This window comes from Streptomyces sp. NPDC001135 (assembly GCF_053598395.1).
In genome coordinates this window covers 225,583-248,171 of sequence record NZ_JBSFKD010000007.1, presented here as the reverse complement: position 1 = coordinate 248,171, position 22,589 = coordinate 225,583, and the positions used below count along the sequence as shown (strand labels likewise).

Here is a 22,589-nt window from a genome sequence, read left to right as displayed (position 1 = left end):
GGTCCTCGCCGAGGGCCGGACCCGGCGGACCGGTCCGCCGGCCCCGAGGTCTTCGGCCCAGCCGTGGGCGCGGCGCTGGATCTCGCGGCGATGGTCCTCAAGGGTCCGGTCCAGATGGACGGCGGCCGCCGGCGCCGCGGCTCCGGGGTCTCCGTCCCTGATGGTAGGGTGGATCGCCGCGTTCGAAGGTCCTGCCGACAGGTGAGTTGACCTTGCCGGCAGGTTTCGGCGGCAGTCTCGATCAGCGGGTTCCACCACATCCGTCGTTCGGCGTGGGCGATCTGGCGCGGGTCCGGCGGCACTGGACACCGACTTTCGATTTCCTGGGTGATCTGAGGTGCGGGGTGGATCAGGGGGCCACATGCGTTAGCGTGGCGAGCGTTGATGGCGAGCCCGTGCTGGTTCGTGCTGGTTTTTGAGGCGCAGTAGGGGTAAACGTGCAGTTCAGGGCGATTTCATGAGATTGCTGCACACGTCCGACTGGCACCTCGGCCGGGCCTTCCACCGGGTGAGCATGCTCGGGGCGCAGGCCGAGTTCATCGGGCACCTCGTCACCACCGTGCGCGAGCGCGACGTGGACGCGGTGGTCGTGTCGGGCGATGTGTACGACCGCGCGGTGCCCCCGCTCGCCGCGGTCGAGCTGTTCGACGACGCCCTGCACCGCCTCGCGGACCTCGGCGTGCCCACGGTGATGATCTCCGGCAACCACGACTCGGCCCGCCGCCTCGGCGTGGGCGCCGGACTCATCGACCGCGCCGGCATCCACCTGCGCACCGAGCCGTCCGCCGCCGGTACCCCGGTCGTGCTGGCCGACACCCACGGCGACGTCGCCTTCTACGGCCTGCCCTACCTCGAACCGGCCCTGGTGAAGGACGAGTTCGGGGTGGAGAAGGCCGGCCACGAGGCCGTGCTGGCCGCCGCCATGGACCGCGTCCGCGCCGACCTCGCCACCCGGACGCCGGGCACCCGCTCGGTCGTCCTCGCCCACGCCTTCGTCACCGGCGGCCGGACCAGCGACAGCGAGCGGGACATCACCGTCGGCGGGGTCTCCGCCGTACCCGCCGGGGTCTTCGACGGTGTCGACTACGTCGCACTCGGACATCTGCACGGCTGCCAGACCATCACCGAACGCGTGCGCTACTCCGGCTCGCCGCTCGCCTACTCCTTCTCCGAGGCCGGCCACCGCAAGAGCATGTGGCTCGTCGACCTGGCCGCCGACGGCTCCGTGACCGCGGAGCGCCTCGACTGTCCGGTGCCCCGCCCGCTGGCCCGCCTCCGCGGCACCCTGGAGGACCTGCTCGCCGACCCGGAGCTGGCCCGCCACGAGGACGCCTGGGCCGAGGTCACCCTCACCGACGCGGTCCGGCCCGCCGACCCCATGGCCCGGCTCACCGAGCGCTTCCCGCACACCCTCAGCCTGGTCTTCGCCCCCGAGCGCGCCCCGGACGACCCCCAGGTGTCGTACGCCCGGCGCCTCGCGGGCCGCAGCGACCAGGAGATCGCCCGGGACTTCGTCGCCCATGTACGCGGCGCCGGGCCCGACGAGCGGGAGGCCGCCGTCCTCCGGGAGGCGTTCGACGCCGTGCGCGCCGACGCCGCCGTGCGGGAGGTGGCCCGGTGAGGCTGCACCAGCTCGACATCACCGCCTTCGGGCCCTTCGGCGGCTCCCAGAGCATCGACTTCGACGCCCTGTCCGCCGCCGGACTGTTCCTGCTGCACGGCCCGACGGGCGCCGGCAAGACCTCCGTCCTGGACGCCGTCTGCTACGCCCTGTACGGCTCCGTCCCCGGCGCCCGGCAGAGCGGCCAGGGCATGCACCTGCGCAGCGACCACGCCGAGCCGCGCACCCGCACCGAGGTCCGCCTCGACCTCACCGTCGCCGGCCGCCGCCTGGAGATCACCCGGCAGCCGCCCTGGGAGCGGCGCAAACTGCGCGGCACCGGCACGACCGTCGACAAGGCCCAGACCTGGCTGCGCGAGTACGACGCCACGGCCGGCGCCTGGCAGGACCGCAGCCGTTCCCACCAGGAGATCGGCGAGGAGATCACCCAGCTGCTCGGCATGAGCCGCGAGCAGTTCTGCCAGGTCGTGCTGCTGCCCCAGGGTGACTTCGCCCGGTTCCTGCGCGCCGACGCCGAGGCGCGCGGCCGGCTGCTGGGCCGCCTCTTCGACACCCAGCGGTTCGCCGACGTCGAGAAGCGCCTCGCCGAACGCCGCCGCGCCACCGAGGCACGCGTGCGTGAGGGCGACGCGGCCCTGCTCGCCGACGCCCACCGCATGCAGCAGGAGGCCGGCGACGCCATGGAGCTGCCGGAGCTGGCCCCCGGCGATCCGGGCCTCGCCGAGGCCGTGCTCGGCGCCGCCGCCGTCGCCCGAGCCACCGCCCGTGAACGCCTGGCCGTCGCCCACTGCCGCCTCGCCGCCGCCGAGTCCGCCCACGCCGACACCCGGAACGCCCTGGAGGACGTGCGTGAACTCGCCCGCCTGCAGCGCCGGTTCGCCGAAGCCCGGCAGCGCGCCGAGCGGCTCCAGGAGCGGGCCGGAGCCCACCGCGAGGCCCAGCAGCGCATGGAACGGGCCCGCAAGGCGGAGGCGGTCGCGCCCGCGCTGGAACTGCGCGAGGCGGCCGAGGAGGAGCACCGCAGGGCGGCCCGGGCCGAGGCACGCGCGCGTGGCCTGCTCCCCGACTCCTGCACCGACGCGGGCCCGGGCGGACTCGCCTCCGCCGCCCGCCGCGCCGCCGAGGAACTGGGCGGCCTCGACGCGGCCCGGCGCGCCGAGCGGCGACTCACCGAGCTGGCCGAGGAGCGGTCCGGGCTCGACCGCCAGGAGCACGCCGACGAGGACGTGCTCCGGGAGGCCGACGCCTGGCTCGCCGAGTGGGACACCACCCGCACGGCACTGCAGTCCCGCGTGGACCGCGCGCAGGAGGCCGCCACCCGCGCCGAACAGCTCGCCGTCCAGCGGGAACCGATGCGCAGGCGCCTCGACGCGGCCCGCACCAGGGACCGGCTGGCCGCGGACCTGGAACAGGCCCGGCAGCGCGCGCGTGCCGCCGAGCAGCGCGCCCTCGACGCCCGCGCCCACTGGCTCGACCTCAAGGAACAGCGCCTGAACGGCATCGCCGCCGAGCTGGCCGCCCACCTCACCGACGGCGAACCCTGCGCCGTCTGTGGAGCCACCGCGCACCCCGCTCCGGCCCGCAAGGTCGAAGGCCACGTCGACCGCGAGACCGAGGACCGGGCCCACCAGGCCTGGCAGCAGGCCGACGCCCGGCACACCGAGGACCAACGGCGCCTCGGCGTCGTCCGCGAGGCCCTGGCCGCCGCCACCGCCGAGGCAGGCGACCAGCCCACCGCGCAACTCGAGGCGTCGGCGGCCGAGTTCGAGCAGGAGTACGCCCGCGCCCGCCGCGACGCCTCCGCGCTGCACGCCGCCCACGAGGAACTGCGGCGCGCCGAGCACGAGCGTGAGCAGCGCCTCGCCGACCGCCAGCAGGCCGCCGTACGGGCCGCCTCCCGGCTCACCCGGCGCGAGACCCTGGAACGCGAACAGGCCCAGCTGGAGAAGGAGTTGGTGACGGCCCGCGGCGGCTCGGGCAGCGTGGCCGCGCGCGCCGCACAGCTGGAGCGGCAGGTGGCGCTGCTCACCGACGCCGCCGACGCCGCGCGCACCGCCGAGGACACCGCCCAGCGTCTGAAGGACGCCGACGCCCGCCTCGCCGACGCCGCCTACCGGGCCGGATTCGACACCCCGCAGGCCGCGGCCGACGCCCTCCTGGACCCCGTAGCCCACCGCGAGCTGCAGCACCGCCTGGACGCCTGGCAGACGGAGGAGGCCGCCGTACGCGCGGCGCTGGCGGAGGCCGACACCGCGGCCGCCGCCCGGCGCCCGCCCGCCGACCCGGCCACGGCCGAGCGTGCGGCGGCCACGGCCGAACACCGGCTGCGCGAGGCGGCGTCCGCGCGCGACGCGGCGGCCCGCTGCTGCGCCGAGCTCGACCGTCTCTCCGCGCGCGCCACCGCGGCGGTACGAGGGCTCGCCCCGCTCCGCGCGGAGTACGACCGGGTGGCCCGGCTCGCCTCCCTCACCGCGGGCACCTCCGCCGACAACGAACGCAAGATGCGCCTGGAGTCGTATGTGCTGGCGGCCCGCCTGGAGCAGGTGGCCGCCGCCGCGACCGCACGGCTGCAGCGCATGTCGTCGGGCCGCTACACCCTCGTCCACTCCGACGACCGGACCGGACGCGGTCGCAGCGGACTCGGGCTGCACGTGGTCGACGCCTGGACCGGACGCGAACGCGACACCGCCACCCTGTCCGGCGGCGAGACCTTCTTCGCCTCGCTCGCCCTCGCCCTCGGCCTCGCGGACGTCGTCACCGACGAGGCCGGCGGCGTCCGCCTCGACACGTTGTTCATCGACGAGGGCTTCGGCAGCCTCGACGACCAGACGCTCGACGAGGTCCTCGACGTCCTCGACTCCCTGCGCGAACGCGACCGCAGCGTCGGCATCGTCAGCCACGTCGCCGACCTGCGCCGCCGCATCCACGCCCAGCTGGAGGTCGTGAAGGCGAGAGCGGGCTCCACGCTGCTCCAGCGGGGCGTGGACGGGTCGTGAACCTGCAGTCCGTCGTGCCGGTCAGGGGTGCGACGTCCCCACGACGGACCTCAGCCGCTGCAGGAGCTCTCTTCCGTCGGGCGTGCCCAGGCCGGTGCAGGCGTCCCAGCCGACCTCGGCCTTGTAGGAGCCGTTGTTCCCCTCGGTGACGTCGTGGAAGCCGGGGGCAGGCGTATGGGTCGCCACGCCCTGGTAGACGAGGGGTTGGAGCAGCCCGAGAGGCCGGCCGAGGCCCTGGGCGAGGCGGCACACGAGGGCGGCCCACAGGGGTGCCACGGCGCTTGTGCCACCGATGACCTCGGGTTGGCCGTCGACACGGACCAGGTATCCGCTGGCGGGATCGGCGTTGGCGGAGACGTCGGGGATGCCGCGTCCCTGGCCGTTGCCGCCCGTGACCGCGTTGACCTGCCATGCGGGCCGTTGGAAGACGTCGCTGAAGCCGCCCCCGGTGCCCGCGTCGTTGGTGTGCCAGACCACTTCGGACGTGATCTCGCCGGTGTGGGTGTCGGCATCCAGGCGGGTGCCACCGCAGGCGAGCGTGAGCGGGCTGGAGGCGGGGAAGTCGGCGTGCGGCCGACCGTCGTGTACCCCGTCGCCGCTGCCCTCGTCTCCGGTGGCGGCGCACACGGTGACACCGAGAGCGGCCGCGTCGGCGAGAGCCTGCTCGAACACATTGCGGTTCTGATCGGTCCAGGAGTCCTCGCTCTTGCCCCAGCTGATGCTCACGGCCGTGGGAGTGGGGGTGGCGTGGACCGCGGTGATCAGGGCGTCGGCGAAGGCCCGGTCGTTGTTGGGCGCGAAGTAGACGGTCTGCTGGGCGCGGGGCGCCAGGGCGCCGGCGACGTCGATGTCCAGCAGGACTTCTCCGTCGGGGCCGTCGGGATCCCCCTCGGGTGCGTTGCGGGCACCGTGGATGCCACGGGCCCGGACCGTCGGCGTGGGGGTGATGCCCAGGCCGGTGAAGTACGCGTCGAGGTCCTGCTGGGTGAACCCGCCGCCCAGCTCGAGGATCGCCAGGCTCTGGCCCGCACCGTCGGCGTCCTTGGGGAAGCGGTAGACATCGGCGAGCTGGGGCGGGGTGTACGAGTGGCCCGCGTGGGCCCGGTCGTGCAGGCGGAGGTGGGGACGGGCCTGTGGGCGGTCGTCGAACCCGAGGACGCCGGTGACGATGCCCTCCCACTCGGCGGGGATGTGCAGCACACCGGTCCGGTGCCGGTGGCGCACGGGCCGCCCGGTGCGAGGATCGGCGGTGCTGGCGTACTCCAGCGCGCCCGGATCGATCACCTCGCGCAGCCGGCCCAGCGTTCCCGACAGGAAGATCCGGCGGCCGGCCAGGTCGGTCTCCGTCCGCAGGCCGTGCCGTTCGGCGACGCGCCGCACCTGGGCGACGTCGTCCGGGTCCGCTCCGTACTGGTCGGACAGGTCTTCCGGCGTGAGGGTGCGCAGCGTGTCGACGTACTCCTTCGGCAGCCCGGTGCGTCGGCGCAAGTAGAGGGTGAGGTCGATGCTCTGGGTGTCGGGTACGTCTTCGATCCGCTCGGCGCCAGGGGAAGGAGCGCGTTCGCTGCCGTGCAGGGGTACTTTCCGTAGCGTCATGACGATCTTGTCCTTGCGGTCACGGTACGGGTGGGTGACGCGGCTCAGGTCGGCGGGATGAGCCGGCGCGCGACGAGGTCCTCGTGTACCTGCTCGAGGTGGGAGGTCTCGCCGCGGGCCGGGTTGACCCCGATGGAGGTGGGGACGATGACGCCGTCGAGCGGGTCGTCGTCCCGCGGCCGGCCGAGCGTGAGAACGGCGCCGATGCCAGGGGCGTTCCGGTCACGAGCGGTCAGCGAGTCCAGTCCCCAGCGTTCCTCCACGGTCTTGAGCAACGACGTGTGATCCAGGGGCGTGGATCCGTTGGCGACCCGGAAGACGGTGCCGGCCTCGATCAGCGGGGACACCAACACGGTGGGCACGCGCACGCCGAAGCGTGTGAAGTCGAAGCCGAACTCGCCCACCGCCCGGTCGGGCGGCTGCGCGTCCGAGGGCGGCGGCACGTGGTCGTAACAGCCGCCGTGTTCGTCATAGGTGACGACGAGCAGCGTCCCGGCCCAGTCGGGACCGCTGCGCAACGCGTAGTACACGTCGTGGATCAGCTGCTCGCCGAGAGCCACGTCGTAGTTGGGGTGCTGACTGTTGCCCGTGGGCGACCAGGCGGGCTCGAGGAACACGAAGGCCGGCAGGGTACCTTGGGCAGCGGCCTGCTTGAAGTCGATGAACTGGCCGAAGTGCGTCTCGTCGGCACTGGCGATGTCGGGGAAGTCACCGCGGGTGAGCGGCTGGGCGTGGTAGCCGTAGACGGTCCACTCGACGTTGCTGCGGGAGAGCTCGCCGAAGATGCTGGGCGTGGTGAAGGTGTGCGTGTGGTCGTCCATGTGGCCCTGACTCGTTCCGGCCAGCGTGAACGCCCGGTTGGGCAGAGTCTCGGTGGGCACCGAGCTGTACCAGTGGTCGCACACCGCGTAACCGCGGGCCAGACCGGACAGCACCGGCAGTCCCTGCGGGGTGAAACACCCCATGATGTCAGCGGTGGTTGTGCCGGGATACACCGAATCGTGCCGCTGCTGGTGGCGTTTGAGGGCAAAGGCGAAGTCGGTGACGAAGCCGTTGTTGGTCGCTTTCTGCCCCGCGGCGGGGGTGGCGGTGCCGAACACCTGGTGGTTGGTGGCCCGATAGCCCTCTCCGGGGTTGGCGCCGGGCATGAAGTACGCACCCGGAACGGCCGGGTCGATCCGGAACACGGTGACGTCTGTGCCGTTGTCATCGGGGTTGGACTCGCCGCCGGTCAGTCCCTCGTACGGCGCGCCGGACTTCGACCGGTTTCCGTCGTCGGTGTACAGGAATCCCAGCATGTGGTCGAACGAGCGGTTCTCCAGCATCAGGACCACCAGGTGGTCGATCTGGTCCAGGTGTGTGGAGTCAGGCATGGGAAGCCTCCGGACGGAACCGATGGCAGGCAAGGAGAGGGCGTCGCTGCCACGGGCCGGCGGGCCTCAGTGGGCAGCTGCGAAGGTGCGGCCGCTGGGGGCGTCGGGCGGGATTCCGCTGCCGGTCACGGCGAATCCGCTTCTCACCGACAGCATTTCACCATCTGGTCGCCCGCGCATCCCGGTGGAATTGCACATCGCGGGGTGCTGTGCATCGGTGCTGACGGTCAGTGTCCGAGCGGTCGCCGGGGCAGCGGGGAGGAGTACACGACACTGGTGGTCACCGAGCCCAGCGCGCCGATCTTCCCGGAGATCCCCTCCAGATGCGCCATGGACCGTGCGGCGACCTTGATGACGAAGCAGTCGTCGCCCGTCACATGGTGCGCCTCCAGGATCTCGGGCGTCGCGGCCACCAGGTCGTGGAACGGTCTGTAGTTGCCGTTCGGGTACCGCAGCCGTACGAACGCCAGGATCGGCAGTCCGAGCCGCTCGGCGTCGACGACCGCCGCGTACCCCTGGATCACCCCGGCCTCCTCCAGCCGGCGGACCCGTTCGGTGACCGCGCTCGGCGACATGGAGACGGCGCGTGCCAGCTCGGCGTAGCTGGCCCGTCCGTCCCGCTGGAGGACCTCGAGAATGCGCCAGTCGGTGGCGTCCGGGGAATACACGGTCATCCCGGAGGGATAGCAGGGAAATCCCGGCGTGGGCAAGGGGGCGCCGTGGATTCCCACTTCAGGGAGCCGGGCGCGGGCCGTAGATTTCCCGACATGATCACCAAGCCGGCTGAGAACGCCGTGACCTCCGAGAACCCCGTCCTGCGCGTCGCCCCCGCCGCGCCCGCCGAGGCCGCCGCCCACTTCCGGGCGAGCCTGGCCTTCCACGCCGACGTCTCCGACGTGGCCGCCGCGCTCGCGGCCGGCGGCGACCCCGGCTTCGTCGTCGTGGACACCCGCTCCACCGGGTCCTGGGACCAGGGCCACCTCCCCGGCGCGATCCACCTGCCCACCGCGCTCGTCCCCGAGCAGGCCGAGCAGCTCCTCGACCCGTCCGTGCCGGTGGTGACCTACTGCTGGGGACCCGGCTGCAACGGCGCCACCCGCGCCGCCCTCGCCCTCGCCGAACTCGGCTACCAGGTCAAGGAGATGCTGGGCGGCTTCGAGTACTGGGCGCGCGAGGGCTTCGCCTACGAGACCTGGCAGGGCCCGGCGCGCCGCGCCGCCGATCCGCTGACGGCCCCCGTCGAAGGCGAGTGCGGCTGCTGACCCCCGCCCGTGTAGGTTCTCTGCCCATGGCTCGATACGCGGATCCAGGCGCGCTGGAGTGGGTGGAATCGGGCGGCGGCCCGCTGATAGCCGTCCCGGAGACGGTGCTGCCGTTCTGGGCGGGCGCCGACAGCGAGGAACTCGACACCGACTACGACCGGGCGTGCGAGGTCGACGGATACGTCGGCCTCCTCCCGGTCGGCGACAGCGCGGCCCTGGTGCTCGGCGACGAACCCGCCTCCACCTCCTACCTCCCGGACCACGCCACCTTCGTCCGGTGGTCCGCCGCGAACTCCGAGGCCGAACTGCTCGCCACCGTCCCCGCCGCCCTCGATGCGGCGGCCTGGGGGAGCGAGGTGCACTGGCGGGTGCCCGGCCCGGTGCTGCTGTTCGACTCGGCCTGGCCGGGCGGTCATGCGCCGAGCCAGGAGCATGTACGGATCGACCTGGAGCCGGGCTCGTACGCGGTGCGCGCCGCGTACGTCCAGCCCGGCCCCGAGACCTGGGTCGGCCTGGTGCAGCTCAGACGGCTCGGCCACTGACCGGACCGCCGGCCCGGTCAACGCAGGCCGTCGAAGGCGACGTTCAGATGCCGGGGGCCGCGCAGCACCGCGTTGCGCCGGTAGGGCGGCGGATCCTCGACCAGACGGGGATTCTCCAGCCGCCGGGCCAGTTCGGACAGGGCGATCTGGGCCTCCAGCCGGGCCAGCGGGGCGCCGAAGCAGCTGTGGATGCCGCTGCCGAACCCCAGGTGCTGGATGTCCTCGCGGTCCGGGTCGAAGCGCTCGGGATCCTTGAACCGTTCGGGGTCGCGGTTGCCCGCGGCCAGCATCAGCCAGATGCGTGACCCCTTGGGGATGACGACCCCGCGCAGCTCGATGTCGGCGAGACAGGTGCGCTGCGGCACGATCTGCACCGGGGGCTCGTAGCGCAGCAGCTCCTCCACGATCCGCACCGACAGGCCCGGGTCGTTGCGCAGCCGCTCCAGGACCTCCGGGTGGCGCAGCAGCGTGAGCATCCCGTTGGTGATGAGGTTGACGGTCGTCTCGTGGCCCGCGATGAGGAGCAGCACCGCGGTACTGAGCACTTCCATCGTCGTCATGGCACCGTCCGGCCCCTGACTGTTCACCAGGTCGGAGAGCATGTCGTCGCGGGGCTCCCTGGCGCGCTGCTCCACCAGCCCGTTCAGGTACATGCCGAGCTGCAGCCGGGCCTCCTGCGCGGTCCGCTCGGCCTCGGCGCTCGTGCGGGTGTCGGGGTCCAGGCCTGCGACGATCGGGTCGACCCAGGCACGGAAGCGGGGCTCGTCCTCGCGCGGCACCCCGAGCAGCCGGCAGATCACGGTCACCGGGAAGGGGTACGCGAACTGGTCGACCACGTCGATCTGCCGCGCGTCCCCGAAGCCGTCCATCAACCCGGTGACGATCTCACCCAGCTCGCCCCGCATGTTCTCGATCCGGCGCGGCCGGTGCGGTGGCCCGAAGGAGCTGTTGGCGATCCTCCGCAGCCGGTCGTGCTCCGGCGGGTCGAGCCGGATGAAACTCGGGGGCAGCCCCGTTCCCTCCGAGCCGGAGAGTTCCTCGTCACCGGTGGCGGTCACGTTGGCGGCGTCGGAGCTGATCCTCGGGTCGTGCAGGAGGGCCTCGATGTCGTAGTACGAGCTGATGACGTAGGGGCCGTCCTCCTCGTGGAGCACCGGTGTCCTGCGGAGTTCCTCGTAGATCGGATACGGGTCGGCGCGATGGGCGAAGTCGGTGATCTGGCGCAACATCGAGGCGTGCGGCATGACAGGTCCTTGAGACGTCGGGCCCGGGCGGCGGTCAGTGGCGGGCGGGGTGGAAGAGCAGCTGCTGGTCGGCCGGTGAGTAGCCGCTGAGGGTCACCATGGGGCCGTGGGTCGGCAGGGACGGGTCGGGGAAGTCGGCGTCCACCGGCTGTCGGCCCTCGGGACGCCGGTCCACCGTCGGGAAGTCCACCGGGAACGGCGCACCCCGCTCGATCTGCCGCTGGTAGAACTCCAGCCACCGGGTGTTGTCGAAGGTCACGGCCGCCACGATCCGGCCCTGGTGGCCGTAGACGCCGACGAACCGGCGCTCGGCCAGCGAACCCTGCGTGATCATGATCTGGTCGCCCATGGGCGGCACGCCGACCGACTTGATGTTCACGCCGAACATCGACGACCAGAAGGCGGGCATCCACAGGTGCGGGCGCCGGTCGGCGCCGTGGCAGATCATGTTGTGCGCGGCCGTCTCCGCCTGGGCGACGGCGTTGCCCCAGTGCTCCAGCGAGAGGAACTGGTAGCCGAACAGGGCGTGCGGGGAGCGGGCCACGTCACCCGCGACGAACACGTCGTCGGTGACGATGCCCCGGAAGTCGAAGGCGCGACAGCCCGCGTCACAGGCGATGCCCCGGGGCCCGGCGCCCAGCCCCGATCCGGTCAGCCAGTCGGTGTTGCGCACCGACCCCAGCGAAACGACCACGACATCCGCCTCGACGGTGCTCTCGTCGGACAGGTGCACCGCCCGCACCCGGCCGGCCGCGTCGCCCTCCAGTCCCGTCACCGTGACGCGGGTGCGCAGATCCACGCCGTTCTCGGTCTGCAGGTCGGCCGCGACCGCGCCGATCACCCCGCCGAGGGCGCCCACCAGCGGCGCACCCGCGCGCTCCGCCACGGTGACGGGCAGGCCCATCTCCCGGCAGGCCGACGCGACCTCCGAACCGGCGAAGCCCGCACCGATGACGAACACCCGGCGCGGCCCCGCCTTCAGCCGGCGGTACAGATCGGCGGCGTCGTCCCGCGTGCGCAGCAGGCAGACGCCGTCCAGCCGGGCCTCCTCCTCCTTCGGCCAGGGCCGGGCGCGGACGCCGGTCGCGATGAGGAGCCGGTCGTACTCCACCTCGTCCCCGTCGGCCAGCCGGACCCGCTTGGCCGTCAGGTCCAGACCGGTCGCCGGGACACCGAGCCGCCACTTGGCGTCGATCTCCCGGCGGTGCGGCAGCTCGGTGTGGTGCGGGGACGCCATGCCCAGCAGGACGGACTTGGACAGGGGCGGCCGGTCGTACGGCTCGTACGGCTCGTCACCGATCAGGGTCAGCTCACCGGTGAAGCCCTCGGCGCGCAACGTCTCGGCGGCCCGCAGACCCGCCAGCGAGGCGCCCACGACGACGATACGGCCCTCACGCCTGAGCCGGTCCACAGGGTCAGCGGTCATCGGAAGCCTCCCCGGACCCGGCCCCGGACCCGGCCCCGGCGCCGTCCAGACCGTCCGCCGTGATCGCCTGGACCGGGCAGGCGGCGACGGCGCGGGCCAGCCGCTCCCGCTGCTCCTCCGGTGCGTGCGGGTTGTAGACCAGTGACTCATCGCCGTGCATGGCGAAGACATCGGGAGCGAGGAACGCGCACTGGGCGTACCCCTGGCATTTGTTGAGATCGACGACGAGCCTCATCGACGCTCCGCCCTTCCGGTGGCCAGGTCCGGTGGTGCCGGCCGTCTCGCGCGGCAGCCCCGGACGGCGGTCATGTCCCGTCTGCCAGCATGAGCGGGGTGGAGCGACCTCGCCTGTCGGGCAACCCCGTTCGGGCTGCCGGCCCTCACGGGGGCGCCGTGGTACGGGCCGCGGCGCGGCCGCTCGCCAGGACGACGTACATGCTGATCAGCAGCGACCACGCGGGGAAGACCAGCTCCGACCAGGGGACATGGGACGCGACGAAGAGCAGCGTGAGGGCGGTCAGGAAGCCCAGGACCGTGAGCCAGCGGGGCAGGACCCCCAGGTGGTGGCCGATCACCGACATGGAGGAGACGAAGACAGCCGCGATCCGCGTGGCGTACTCCGTCATCAGGGTGTACGCGAAATGACGGCCGAAGTTCCAGGCGGGCAGGTCCGGCGCCTTGATGGTGGGGTGTCCGACCGCGAGGACGGCCTGCGCGGCCGCGGCGGCACCGAACATCGTGGCGGTGAACACGATTCCGCTGCCGAGGAGGACGGTGGTGAGGAACCTGTCCTCGGTCGCGCCGACGTGCGCCCGTACCGCGCCGACGAACCACAGGAAGAAGATGCCCGCGAACGGCACCAGCATGAGGGCGGTACGCAGCGCGTCACGGCGCCAGGAGACCGTGGACCCCCCGGCGGTGACCACGTCGGGCCCTTCGGGGATGCCCAGCCGGAGCAGGACGATCGCCGCCGCGAGCAGCAGCGCGAACACCACTCCCGCCAGTCCCGCGACCCGCGGTGTCTCCAGCACCTTCTGCCGCTGCCCCTGCCGCATACCGGCCCGCCTCCTCCGCGTCGCCTCCGGCACCAGCTAGCCGCCGCCCCGTCTCCCGCGCCACCGGGGGACAGCCGTACGGCCGAGGGTGGCGTCCGGCGGCACGGCCCGGCACCAGGATGCTCACGGCCGGGGCCGGGGCCGGGGCCGGGCCGGGGCCGACCGGAGACCGGGGACCCGGTGCGCTCGCCCCCGCAGTGGGCACGGCGGGGCGGCCCGCGGTCGGGCCGGACCGGGGCCCCACACGGCCGTGCCCGCCCCGGAGCTCCGGGCGTCACCTCCCGGAGCTCCGGGCCGTCACGTTCCGGCAGCCGTGCTCGGCGCCGGGCGGTCAGAGCCGGGCCAGCTCGTCCACCAGGTCGTCCAGCCCCAGCGAACCCTGCGACAGCGCCGCCATGTGCCAGGCCTTCAGGTCGAACGCGTCGCCGTGCCGCTCGCGCGCCTTCTCCCGGCCCAGCAGCCATGCCCGCTCACCGAGCTTGTAGCCGATCGCCTGGCCCGGAATCGTCAGGTACCGGGTCAGCTCGCTCTCCACGAAGTCCGCCGGCCGGCTGCTGTGCGCGGCGAAGAACTCCTGCGCCAGCTCCGGCGTCCACCGCTCCCCGGGGTGGAACGGCGAGTCGGCGGGGATCTCCAGCTCCAGGTGCATGCCGATGTCCACGATCACCCGGGCCGCCCTCATCATCTGCGCGTCCAGGTAGCCGAGCCGCTCCTCGGGGTCCGTGAGGTAGCCCAGCTCGTCCATCAGCCGTTCCGCGTACAGCGCCCAGCCCTCGGCGTTGGCGCTCACCCCGCCGACCGTCGCCTGGTAGCGGGAGAGGTTCCGCGCGACGTGCGCCCACTGCGCGAGCTGCAGGTGGTGGCCGGGCACGCCCTCGTGGTACCAGGTCGAGACGAGGTCGTAGACCGGGAAGCGGGTCTGGCCCATCGTGGGCAGCCAGGTGCGGCCGGGACGGGAGAAGTCCTCCGTCGGTGCCGTGTAGTAGGGGGCCGCCGCGCCGCCGGGCGGGGCGATGCACGACTCCACCTTCCGCACCCGCTCGGCGAGCTCGAAGTGGGTGCCGTCCAGGTCCTCGATGGCCTTGTCCATCAGGCCCTGCAGCCACGCACGGACCTCGTCCACGCCCTCGATGTGCCGGCCGTGCTCGTCGAGGTGCGCGAGCGCCACCCACGGCGTCCCGGCACCGGGCAGGATCTTCTCCGCCTCCTGCTTCATCTCGCCGAGGATCCGGTGGAACTCCGACCAGCCGTACGCGTACGCCTCGTCCAGATCCAGATCGGTGCCGTTGAAGTAGCGGGACCAGCGCGCGTACCGTTCGCGGCCCACCGTGTTCGGGGCGTCCTCGATCACCGGCGCGTACACGTCCCGCAGCCAGTCCCGCAGCTCCACCAGGGCGCCGGTCGCGGCGCGGGCCGCCTCGTCCAGCTCGGTGCGCAGCGCCTCGGGCCCCGCCGCGGCGAAGTCCTCGAACCAGCCGCGGCCCTCGCCGTCGGTGTCCGTCCACTCGGTGAGCTGCTCGATGTACGTCGCGGTCGGCCGCGGAGCGGCGAACAGCTTGCGGTCCAGGCCCAGTTGCAGCGACTCGCGGTAGCCCGCGAGCGCGCCCGGCACCGCGCGCAGCCGCTCGGCTATGGCCGCCCAGTCCTCCTCCGTCTGCGCCGGGGTGATCGTGAAGACGTCCCGCACCGCGTGGCCGGGCGTGCTCATGTTGCCGATCGCGCGCAGGTGTTCCTGCGCGTCGTGCACGGCGAGTTCGGCGGTCAGCCGCTCCCGCAGCAGCCGCCCGCAGCGCCGCTCCACGTCACTGTCCGCACCGGGCTGCCGCTCCGCCTCGGCCAGCTCGGCGAGGGTGGCCCGGGCCAGCTCCGCGAGGGCCTCCTGGCCCGCGGGCGAGTAGTCGGGCAGCCGACGCGAACTCTCCTTCACACCGAGGTAGGTACCGGTCACCGGGTCGAGGGCGATGAGGCCGTCCACGTACGCGTCGGCCACTTCACGGGGCAGCGGGCTCTTGGTCTCAGACATGCGGCCATCCTCGTACGCGGGGGATCACCGCGTCACCCACGTTCGGGGGGATTCAGCTCTGGGCGTGGCCGGGAGGCAGCAGTGGTCCGCACTCCCACTGCTGGAAGATCAACCGGGTCTCCACCCGGGCCACCTCGCGCCGTGCCGTGAACTCGTCGAGCACCAGTCGCTGCAGATCCGCCATGTCCGCGACGGCCACATGCACCAGATAGTCGTCCGGCCCGGTCAGATGGAACACCGTCCGTGCCTCCGGCAGCGCCCGGATCCGTTCCACGAACGGTCCCACCAGCTCCCGCCGGTGCGGCCGCACCTGGACCGACAGCAGCGCCTGGAGTCCGCGCCCGAGTTTGGCCGGATCGAGTCGCAGCTGATGGCCGAGGATCACGCCCGAGCGGCGCAGCCGGGTGATCCGGTCCAGGCAGGTCGAGGGGGCCACGCCCACCTGCGCGGCGAGATCGCGGTAGGTGGTCCGGGCGTCGTTCTGCAGCAGCCGCAGCAGAAGGAGATCCACCGGATCCAGTACGACAGATTCGGCCATTGGCCGAACGTAGCACGGTGTTCGAATTCCGAGAACCGTTCGATGTTCACCCTTCCGCCCATGGACACAGCGAGCACCGGTGCCTACGACGACGTACGCACCGCATCGAGAGCCCTGGCCACAGAAGCCGTGCACGCCGGCCGCGACGATCTCGCCCGCCAGGGCCTGCACGCCCCGCCGATCGACCTGTCCACCACCTACCCCTCCCACGACAGCCGTGGTGAGGCCGCCCGCATCGACTCCTTCGCCACCGACGGCGCCGACCCGGACGGTCCGCCGATCTACGGCCGTCTCGGCAACCCGACCGTGGCCCGCTTCGAGACCGCACTGGCCCGTCTGGAGGGCACCGAGTCCGCGGTCGCCTTCGCCAGCGGCATGGCGGCGCTCAGCGCGGTCCTGCTCGCCCGGTCCGCCCTGGGCCTGCGCCATGTGGTGGCCGTACGGCCCCTGTACGGCTGCAGCGACCACCTGCTCACCGCCGGGCTGCTCGGCACCGAGGTCACCTGGACCGACCCGGCCGGCATCACCGACGCGCTGCGCCCGGACACGGGGCTCGTGATGGTCGAGTCCCCGGCCAACCCGACCCTCGCCGAGGTCGACCTGCGGGCCGTCGCGCACGCCTGCGGCTCGGTACCGCTGCTCGCCGACAACACCTTCGCCACCCCCGTGCTGCAACGCCCGGCCGAGCACGGCGCCCGCATGGTGCTGCACAGCGCCACCAAGTACCTCGGCGGGCACGGCGATGTGCTGGCCGGGGTCGTCGCCTGCGACGAGGAGTTCGCGGGCCGGCTGCGGCAGATACGGTTCGCCACCGGCGGTGTGCTCCATCCGCTGGCCGGCTATCTGCTGCTGAGGGGACTGTCCACGCTCCCGGTCCGGGTGCGGGCCGCCTCGGCGAACGCCGCCGAACTGGTCCGCCGCCTCGCCGCCGACCCGCGTGTGGCTCGCGTCCACTATCCGCGCATCGGCGGCGCGATGATCGCCTTCGAGGTGCACGACGACCCGCACGAGGTGATCTCCCGTGTCCGGCTCGTCACCCCTGCGGTGAGCCTCGGCAGCGTCGACACACTCATCCAGCACCCCGCCTCCATCAGCCACCGCATCGTCGACGCCGACGACCGGCGCGGGGCGGGTGTGAGCGACCGGCTGCTGCGGCTGTCGGTGGGACTGGAGGACGTGGACGACCTGTGGGCGGACCTCGACCAGGCGTTGGGGGAGCCGGCCCGGACGCCGGTGCCGCTGCGGGAAGCGGTGCGCTGAGCGGTCGCGGCCGGGCGCGGGCTGCGCCCGGTTCGGCACCGCCGGACACCACCACCGTGGCTGAGCGCCGTCGCGGCGGACCCATGGCCGGCTGCCTTCATGGAGACCTTGGGGATCACCGGTGCCGTCTGGGATTGCCGGTGCCGTCCGGGGGCATCGGCCCTGTCCGGGATTGCCGGTGCGGTCCGGGGTCACCGGCGCTGTCCGGGACCACCGATGCCGCTGGGATCACTGGCCCCGTCTGGGATCACCGGCCTCGCTCGGGATGACCGGTGCCGCCTGGGATCACCGGCCTCGCCCGGGATCACCAGCCCGCCGCCGGACCGGCCCGCCGGACCGCTGGCCTTGCCCCGGACCACTGGCCCCGCTCCGGACTGCCGGCCCCGCCCCGCAGGCCCCGCCCCGGGCTGCCGAACGCGGTCCGGGTCCCGCTTCGTGTCGCGGTCTGGCCCGACCGCCGGTGCCGGGCCAGGCGTGGGGGACGGGGGCGGGCCACGGCCGGTCTGGGTCAGTCGCGCTTGGCCGGGTCGCCGACGTGGCGCAGGCCGGTGTCATACGGCGAGCGCTGCCCGACCGGGGAGCTGTCCAGGCGGGCCGTGATGACCAGTGTGCCCTCCTCGATCTGGTAGTCCAGGGGCAGCCCGAGGCCGCGCATCGCGGCGACCATGCCGGTGTTGGACGCCTGCGTCACGGCGTACACGCTCTCGCAGCCGGCCTCCACGGCCATCGCCACCAGCCGGTCGAGCAGCTCGCCGCCGATGCCGCGCTGCTGCCAGTCGTCCTCGACCAGCAGCGCGACCTCGGTCTCGTCGCCGTCCCAGAGCAGATGCCCGAGGCCGACGATGCGTCCGGAGGCGGTCTGCGCGGCCAGCGTCCGGCCGAAACGGGGACTGAGCAGGTGGTTCAGATAGCGGTCCGCGTCGCCGACCGGGCCGTGGTAGCGCAGCCCGAGGGTGCGCGGCGAGCACCGCTCGTGCATCGCCTTGGCGGCGCTCAGGTCTCCGGTGTCGACGCGGCGGACGGTGATGTCGCTGCCCTCCGGCAGCGTCAGCACGTCCTTGCCGCGCGGGATCCGCGGCCCGAGCCGGTTGTCCAGCTCCACCAGCGCCCGGGCCCGGGCGAACTCGGTCGGCGTGAACGGCAGATACGGCCGCTCCACGGTGAGCACCCCGCCGTCCGGCGTCGGCAGCCGCAGTACGGTGTCCTGCAGCACGCCCTCGACCGGTACAGGCTCCGGCCCGCGGCCACCGCCGACCGGTGTCCCGGGCAGCGAGCGGATCGTGCACCGGCCCAGCAACTGCCGCAGTGCGAGCGGCAGTTCGGCGGCGTCCAGTGCGGTGCGCGCGGCCAGCCCGAGGACCCGGGTGGGGGCGTCGACCAGGTCGTGGGCGTCGGCCCGCTCGATCCAGGTGGACGTGCCGCCGGCCAGTGCGACCGCCCGGGAGATCCCGGCCGCCGCCAGCGCGCCGGGCGCCCGCAGCAGGAACTCGTCCACGGTGCCGTCGGCCAGCGGGTGCGTCTGGAGGCTCAGGATGTCGACGCGCCGCTCGGCCAGCGCCGTGCACAGCGCCGCCAGGGAGCCCGGCTCGTCCTTCACCGTCGTCCGCATCCGCCACAGCGTGCCGGTGCCGGCCACGTCGTCCGCGGCCTCGTCGGGCTGCGCCGAGGGCCCGGCCGACCGCGTCTCGGCGGCCGGCCGGGCACCGGTATCACCGGTCGGCGGTGCGTGTCCGTGGCGCCGTGCCCACCAGGTGTGGAAGCCGGCCGTCGCGGCCAGTGCGAGCGCCGAGATCACCAGCAGCGCGGGACCGTCGGGGCCGTGCCCGACCAGGTTCGCCACCGCGTCGGCGACCGCGACGGCCGTGAACAGGGCGGCGAGCTCCACGAGGTCCCGCCGCCAGTGGTGCACGGGGCGTCCGTGCTTCACCCGGGTCACATTCGACATGTCTCCAGTCATGCAGCCACTGTGAAGGAAGGGTGTTGCGTGATCACGAACGGTTTGTGACCGATGAGTAAAGCATGCTCCGTCCCTTTTGCTGGATTTTTCACGGTCGGGTCGCCCCGTACCGCCCGGGTCCCTACTGACCGACCCGGCCCGGCTGGAGTGTCCGGGTGAACAGCACGCTGCCGTCGTACTCGCGCAGCCGCACCGTCAACGCGCCGTTGTCGCCGTCGATGTCGACCTCGCCGAAGAACTGGTATCCCTCGGCCGGAGACACGTTGGCCGTGGTGGGTGCCTTGACGAACACCCGGTCCGGGCCGAAGGTGCCGTCCAGGGCGTTGGCCGGGAAGGCGCCGGCGTTGAGCGGTCCGGAGACGAACTCCCAGAACGGCTCGAAGTCCTTGAACGCGGCCCGCGACGGGTCGTAGTGCTGGGCGGAGGTGTGGTGCACGTCGGCCGTCAGCCACACCGTGCCGGTGATCCGCCGGTGCTTGATGAAGCGCAGCAGCTCGGCGATCTGCAGCTCACGGCCGAGCGGCGCACCCGGGTCGCCCTGCGCCACGGCCTCGAAGTCGGGCTTGCCCTCCACCGGGTCGGGTACGACCAGGCCGAGCGGCATGTCGTTGGCGATCACCTTCCACACCGCGCGGGACTTGGCGAGTTCCCGCTTGAGCCACTCCAGCTGCTCGCGGCCGAGGATGCCCACCGGGTCCGTGGTCTGGTCGTCGGGGGAGTTCGCGTTGCGGTAGGTGCGCATGTCGAGCACGAACACGTCGAGCAGCGGACCGTGGTGGACGACCCGGTAGATCCGGCCGTCCGGGCGCGCGCTGAGGGTCGAGATCGGGAAGTACTCGGAGAACGCCTGCCGCGAGCGCAGCGCCAGGTCGTCGAGCTTCGTGCCGGCCGGGTAGGGGGTGCCGGTGCCGATGACCTCGCCCGGGTACCAGTTGTTGCGGACCTCGTGGTCGTCCCACTGGACGATGTTCGGCACCTGCGCGTTGAACCGGCGCAGCGCCGGGTCCAGCAGGTTGTAGCGGAAGTTGCCGCGGTAGTCGTCCAGGGTGGTCGCGACGTGCGACTTCTCCTCGGTGGTGACGTTCCGGTACACACCGCCGCCGGGCAGGGCCGCGGTCGCCGCGATCGGTCCGTCGGCGTAGATGTTGTCGCCGCTGCACAGGAAGAAGTCCGGGTCGACCTTGGCCATGGCGTCGAAGATGCGGTAGCCGCCGATGGACTCGTTGATGCCCCAGCCCTGCCCGGCCAGGTCGCCGGACCAGACGAACCGCACGCCCTGGCGGCGCCGGGCGGGCGCGGTACGGAAGGTTCCGGTGACCGGCTCGCCGGTACGGCGCGGGTCGTCCGGGTCGGCGAGCAGTACGCGGTAGTGGATCTGCTCGCCCGACGGCAGGCCGTGCAGCCGGGTGGTGCCGGTGAAGTCCGTGCCGGAGCCCAGCAGCGGGCCGTGCCATCTGCGTGCGTCGCGGAACGACTCGGTGGCCGAGGTCTCCACGATCATCCGGGCCGGCCGGTCCGAACGCACCCACACCAGGCCCGAGTCGCAGGTCACATCGCCCGCCTGCACGCCCCAGCCCGCCTGGGGACGCCCGGAGCGGGCGAACGCCGGGGCCGCGCCGAGGCCGACGGGCAGGGTGAGCGCCGCCGACGCGGCGAGGGAGCCGCGCAGAACGCTGCGGCGGCCGGGGAACGGACGGTCTGACATGGCTGCGCCTCCAAGGACGGGGTCCGGCCAGTGTGCAGAGCCACACCTACTGGGACGCTGCGGCGCGCACGGAAACCCCGAGTGAACAACGGGCCTTGGGGCGGAGTCGCCGGGCGGGGCGCCATGGCCTGGCACGGCCCGCGGGAGCGGGGCGGACCGTGCCGGTGCGCGCCGAGTGGGGGCACGTGATGCCCGGCGCGCCGGAAGGATCCTCCGACTCCACGCCCGCCCGCACAGCGCGCCGGCGTCGTCCGTGCGGGGATCGACGCCGGTGGCCGTACCCGCCGTACCGCCACGCCCTTCAGTGGCCCGAAGCCCGGCCGCCACAGGCCGGTTGTGCGGCTGTGCTGCCGTCCAGGATGACCCGCGCGACCAGCGCCGGGTCGTCGTTCATCGGGCAGTGTCCGCAGCCGGGCAGCCGCACCAGCCGGGCGTGCGGGATCAGCTGCTTGGCCCGTACGCCCTGACGGCGGACCAGGAGCCGGTCCCGGCTGCCCCAGGCCACCGTGACCGGCAGGCCCGGCAGAGCGTCGGTGAACTGCACCGCGGCACCCGCCCGCAGTGTCGCCTGGAACCCGGGGGCGCCCACCAGCGCGAGTGTCTCGGCGACCACGGCCTCAGGGGCGCGGCGCGCGGGGCGGGCGTAGATGGTGCTCGTCAGCGCGGTGCGGCCGGCCGCGGTGCGCGAGAGCCGCTCCACCAGCGGCAGCGGTAGCCGCTGGGCGATGCCCCGCATCGCGAGCAGTACCGAGAAGGCGTACCGGCGCTCGGCCTGTGTCCAGAACCCGGCGGGGGAGAGCGCCGTGACGGAGCGTACGAGCTTCTCCCGGCCGAGCTCCAGGGCGAGCAGGCCGCCCAGCGAGTTGCCCGCGACGTGCGGGCGGTCCAGCTCCAGCGTGTCGAACAGGGCGCCGAGGACGGAGTTGGTGGTCGGCAGGTCGTAGGCGAGGCCGTCCGGCAGCGCCGGGGACGCGCCGAAGCCCGGCAGGTCGACGGCGATCACGTCGCGCTCGGTGGCGAGGATGTCCACGACCGGGTCCCAGGCCTGCCGGTGATGGCCGATGCCGTGCAGCAGGACCAGCGGTTCACCGTGTCCCACGCGCGCGTAGGACACGGCCACGTCCTTCGGGCCGTGGGGAGTGGGGACCTTGAAGGAGACGGTGGCGGACATGGGGTGCTCCTCGGCTGGGTACTGACGGACGCCGTAGACAGCTTGTCAGCAATTGCTACCGGCTGGTAGCCCCCGGTCGGCGTACATCTCGCTCCCCGGCCGTCAATCCGCCCGGCGCACCTCGATGTTGAAGTCCGCGGTGCCGAACTGCCGCATCATGGTCAGCCACAGCGGCAGATACATCTCCATCGCCCGCGCCGCGCGGATCCCGCCCAGGTCCACCACCCGCTGCGCAGGCCATCCGAACTCCCCGAGCAGGCCCGTCACCTGCCGCTTGGCCCCGGCGTCCTCGCCGCACACGAACAGGTGGTGTCCTCCCGGCACCCGCCCCGGATCCACCATCACCTGGCAGTTGACCGTGTTCAGCGCCTTCACCACGCGCGCGTGCGGGAAGGCCCGCTGGATCTGCTCGCCGACGCTGTCCGACTCCACCGGGTCCAGACGCGCCTGGCCGTCCTCGAAGGCCAGGGGGTTGGAGACGTCCACCACGACCTTGCCGTCGAGGTGTTCCGCCCCGGCCGCCCGCAGGGCGTCGAGCGCCACCCGGCCGCCCACCGCGTTGATGACCACCTCGGCCGCGGCGGCGGCCTCCGCGAACGTGCCCGCGCGGGCGCGCTCCGCCGCTGCCGTGGCCCACTCCAGCGCCACCGGGTTGTCCTTGACGCGGGAACCGAGGGTCACCTCGTGCCCCAGCTCCACCAGCCTGCCGCCCAGTGTGCGGCCCACCTCGCCCGTGCCCAGCACCGCGTACCGCATAGGCCACCTCCAGGTCGCCGGCCGCCGACCCCCGGCGGTCCGCGGTCATTGTGATCCGGACCGG

Annotated in this window: 18 protein-coding genes and 1 pseudogene; 5 read left to right on the top strand and 14 right to left on the bottom strand. The window is 73.1% G+C overall.

Annotated features, from left to right (window positions below; all coding sequences use genetic code 11):
• Positions 1-60 precede the first annotated feature (60 nt).
• Positions 61-177, bottom strand: a pseudogene (locus ACWC94_RS12325) (GntR family transcriptional regulator); the annotation flags it as partial.
• A gap of 280 nt (positions 178-457) precedes the next feature.
• Here ACWC94_RS12325 and ACWC94_RS12320 point away from each other — a divergent pair.
• Positions 458-1,621, top strand: a complete 1,164-nt coding sequence (locus ACWC94_RS12320; protein ID WP_450796454.1) for an exonuclease SbcCD subunit D — start codon at positions 458-460, stop codon at positions 1,619-1,621.
• The gene (locus ACWC94_RS12315; RefSeq protein ID WP_450796453.1) at positions 1,618-4,617 is read left to right on the top strand and encodes an AAA family ATPase; all 3,000 of its coding nucleotides are present in this window, start codon (positions 1,618-1,620) and stop codon (positions 4,615-4,617) included. The genes ACWC94_RS12320 and ACWC94_RS12315 overlap by 4 nt, the downstream gene beginning before the upstream one ends.
• A gap of 21 nt (positions 4,618-4,638) precedes the next feature.
• Here the strand turns inward: ACWC94_RS12315 and ACWC94_RS12310 are convergent, their stop codons facing one another.
• From ACWC94_RS12310 to ACWC94_RS12300, 3 genes are all read right to left on the bottom strand, one after another.
• Positions 4,639-6,213, bottom strand: coding sequence for a S53 family peptidase (locus ACWC94_RS12310; RefSeq protein WP_450796452.1), 1,575 nt, complete (start codon positions 6,211-6,213; stop codon positions 4,639-4,641).
• 44 nt (positions 6,214-6,257) lie between these two features.
• A complete protein-coding gene (locus ACWC94_RS12305) occupies positions 6,258-7,586 on the bottom strand; it encodes an alkaline phosphatase family protein (RefSeq protein WP_450796451.1) in 1,329 nt (442 codons plus the stop codon).
• Positions 7,587-7,813: 227 nt separating this feature from the next.
• Positions 7,814-8,260 carry an Lrp/AsnC family transcriptional regulator gene (locus tag ACWC94_RS12300; protein WP_450796450.1) on the bottom strand — a complete coding sequence of 149 codons (447 nt, stop codon included), beginning with the start codon at positions 8,258-8,260 and terminating at the stop codon, positions 7,814-7,816.
• Positions 8,261-8,353: 93 nt separating this feature from the next.
• Here ACWC94_RS12300 and ACWC94_RS12295 point away from each other — a divergent pair, with 93 nt between their 5' ends.
• Together ACWC94_RS12295 and ACWC94_RS12290 are read left to right on the top strand one after the other, a co-directional pair.
• The gene (locus tag ACWC94_RS12295; RefSeq protein WP_450796449.1) at positions 8,354-8,848 is read left to right on the top strand and encodes a rhodanese-like domain-containing protein; all 495 of its coding nucleotides are present in this window, start codon (positions 8,354-8,356) and stop codon (positions 8,846-8,848) included.
• 26 nt (positions 8,849-8,874) lie between these two features.
• Positions 8,875-9,390 (top strand): immunity 21 family protein, encoded by a 516-nt coding sequence (locus tag ACWC94_RS12290; protein WP_450796448.1) that lies wholly within the window; start codon positions 8,875-8,877, stop codon positions 9,388-9,390.
• A 17-nt stretch (positions 9,391-9,407) separates the two neighbouring features.
• Here the strand turns inward: ACWC94_RS12290 and ACWC94_RS12285 are convergent, their stop codons facing one another.
• The 6 genes from ACWC94_RS12285 to ACWC94_RS12260 all read right to left on the bottom strand — a co-directional run bounded on the left by ACWC94_RS12285 (position 9,408) and on the right by ACWC94_RS12260 (position 15,676).
• Entirely contained in the window at positions 9,408-10,634 is a 1,227-nt protein-coding gene (locus ACWC94_RS12285) for a cytochrome P450 (protein ID WP_450796447.1), read from the bottom strand.
• Positions 10,635-10,668: 34 nt separating this feature from the next.
• A complete protein-coding gene (locus ACWC94_RS12280; RefSeq protein ID WP_450796446.1) occupies positions 10,669-12,060 on the bottom strand; it encodes an NAD(P)/FAD-dependent oxidoreductase in 1,392 nt (463 codons plus the stop codon).
• The gene (locus ACWC94_RS12275) at positions 12,050-12,295 is read right to left on the bottom strand and encodes a ferredoxin (RefSeq protein WP_450796445.1); all 246 of its coding nucleotides are present in this window, start codon (positions 12,293-12,295) and stop codon (positions 12,050-12,052) included. Before ACWC94_RS12275 ends, ACWC94_RS12280 begins: the two co-directional genes overlap by 11 nt.
• Before the next feature lie 145 nt (positions 12,296-12,440).
• Complete coding sequence (locus ACWC94_RS12270) at positions 12,441-13,115, bottom strand: hypothetical protein (protein ID WP_450796444.1); 675 nt, start codon at positions 13,113-13,115, stop codon at positions 12,441-12,443.
• 331 nt (positions 13,116-13,446) lie between these two features.
• A complete protein-coding gene (locus ACWC94_RS12265; RefSeq protein WP_450796443.1) occupies positions 13,447-15,138 on the bottom strand; it encodes a DUF885 domain-containing protein in 1,692 nt (563 codons plus the stop codon).
• A 52-nt stretch (positions 15,139-15,190) separates the two neighbouring features.
• Complete coding sequence (locus tag ACWC94_RS12260) at positions 15,191-15,676, bottom strand: Lrp/AsnC family transcriptional regulator (RefSeq protein WP_450796442.1); 486 nt, start codon at positions 15,674-15,676, stop codon at positions 15,191-15,193.
• A 60-nt stretch (positions 15,677-15,736) separates the two neighbouring features.
• Here ACWC94_RS12260 and ACWC94_RS12255 point away from each other — a divergent pair, with 60 nt between their 5' ends.
• Positions 15,737-16,936: a trans-sulfuration enzyme family protein gene (locus tag ACWC94_RS12255; protein WP_450796441.1), complete on the top strand. Its 1,200-nt coding sequence runs from the start codon at positions 15,737-15,739 to the stop codon at positions 16,934-16,936.
• A 508-nt stretch (positions 16,937-17,444) separates the two neighbouring features.
• Here ACWC94_RS12255 and ACWC94_RS12250 read toward each other — a convergent pair.
• The 4 genes from ACWC94_RS12250 to ACWC94_RS12235 all read right to left on the bottom strand — a co-directional run bounded on the left by ACWC94_RS12250 (position 17,445) and on the right by ACWC94_RS12235 (position 22,525).
• The gene (locus tag ACWC94_RS12250; protein WP_450796440.1) at positions 17,445-18,881 is read right to left on the bottom strand and encodes a GNAT family N-acetyltransferase; all 1,437 of its coding nucleotides are present in this window, start codon (positions 18,879-18,881) and stop codon (positions 17,445-17,447) included.
• Positions 18,882-19,014: 133 nt separating this feature from the next.
• Positions 19,015-20,598, bottom strand: a complete 1,584-nt coding sequence (locus ACWC94_RS12245; RefSeq protein ID WP_450796439.1) for an alkaline phosphatase D family protein — start codon at positions 20,596-20,598, stop codon at positions 19,015-19,017.
• A gap of 301 nt (positions 20,599-20,899) precedes the next feature.
• The gene (locus ACWC94_RS12240) at positions 20,900-21,769 is read right to left on the bottom strand and encodes an alpha/beta fold hydrolase (RefSeq protein WP_450796438.1); all 870 of its coding nucleotides are present in this window, start codon (positions 21,767-21,769) and stop codon (positions 20,900-20,902) included.
• Positions 21,770-21,871: 102 nt separating this feature from the next.
• The gene (locus tag ACWC94_RS12235) at positions 21,872-22,525 is read right to left on the bottom strand and encodes an NADPH-dependent F420 reductase (protein WP_450796437.1); all 654 of its coding nucleotides are present in this window, start codon (positions 22,523-22,525) and stop codon (positions 21,872-21,874) included.
• Positions 22,526-22,589: the final 64 nt, after the last annotated feature.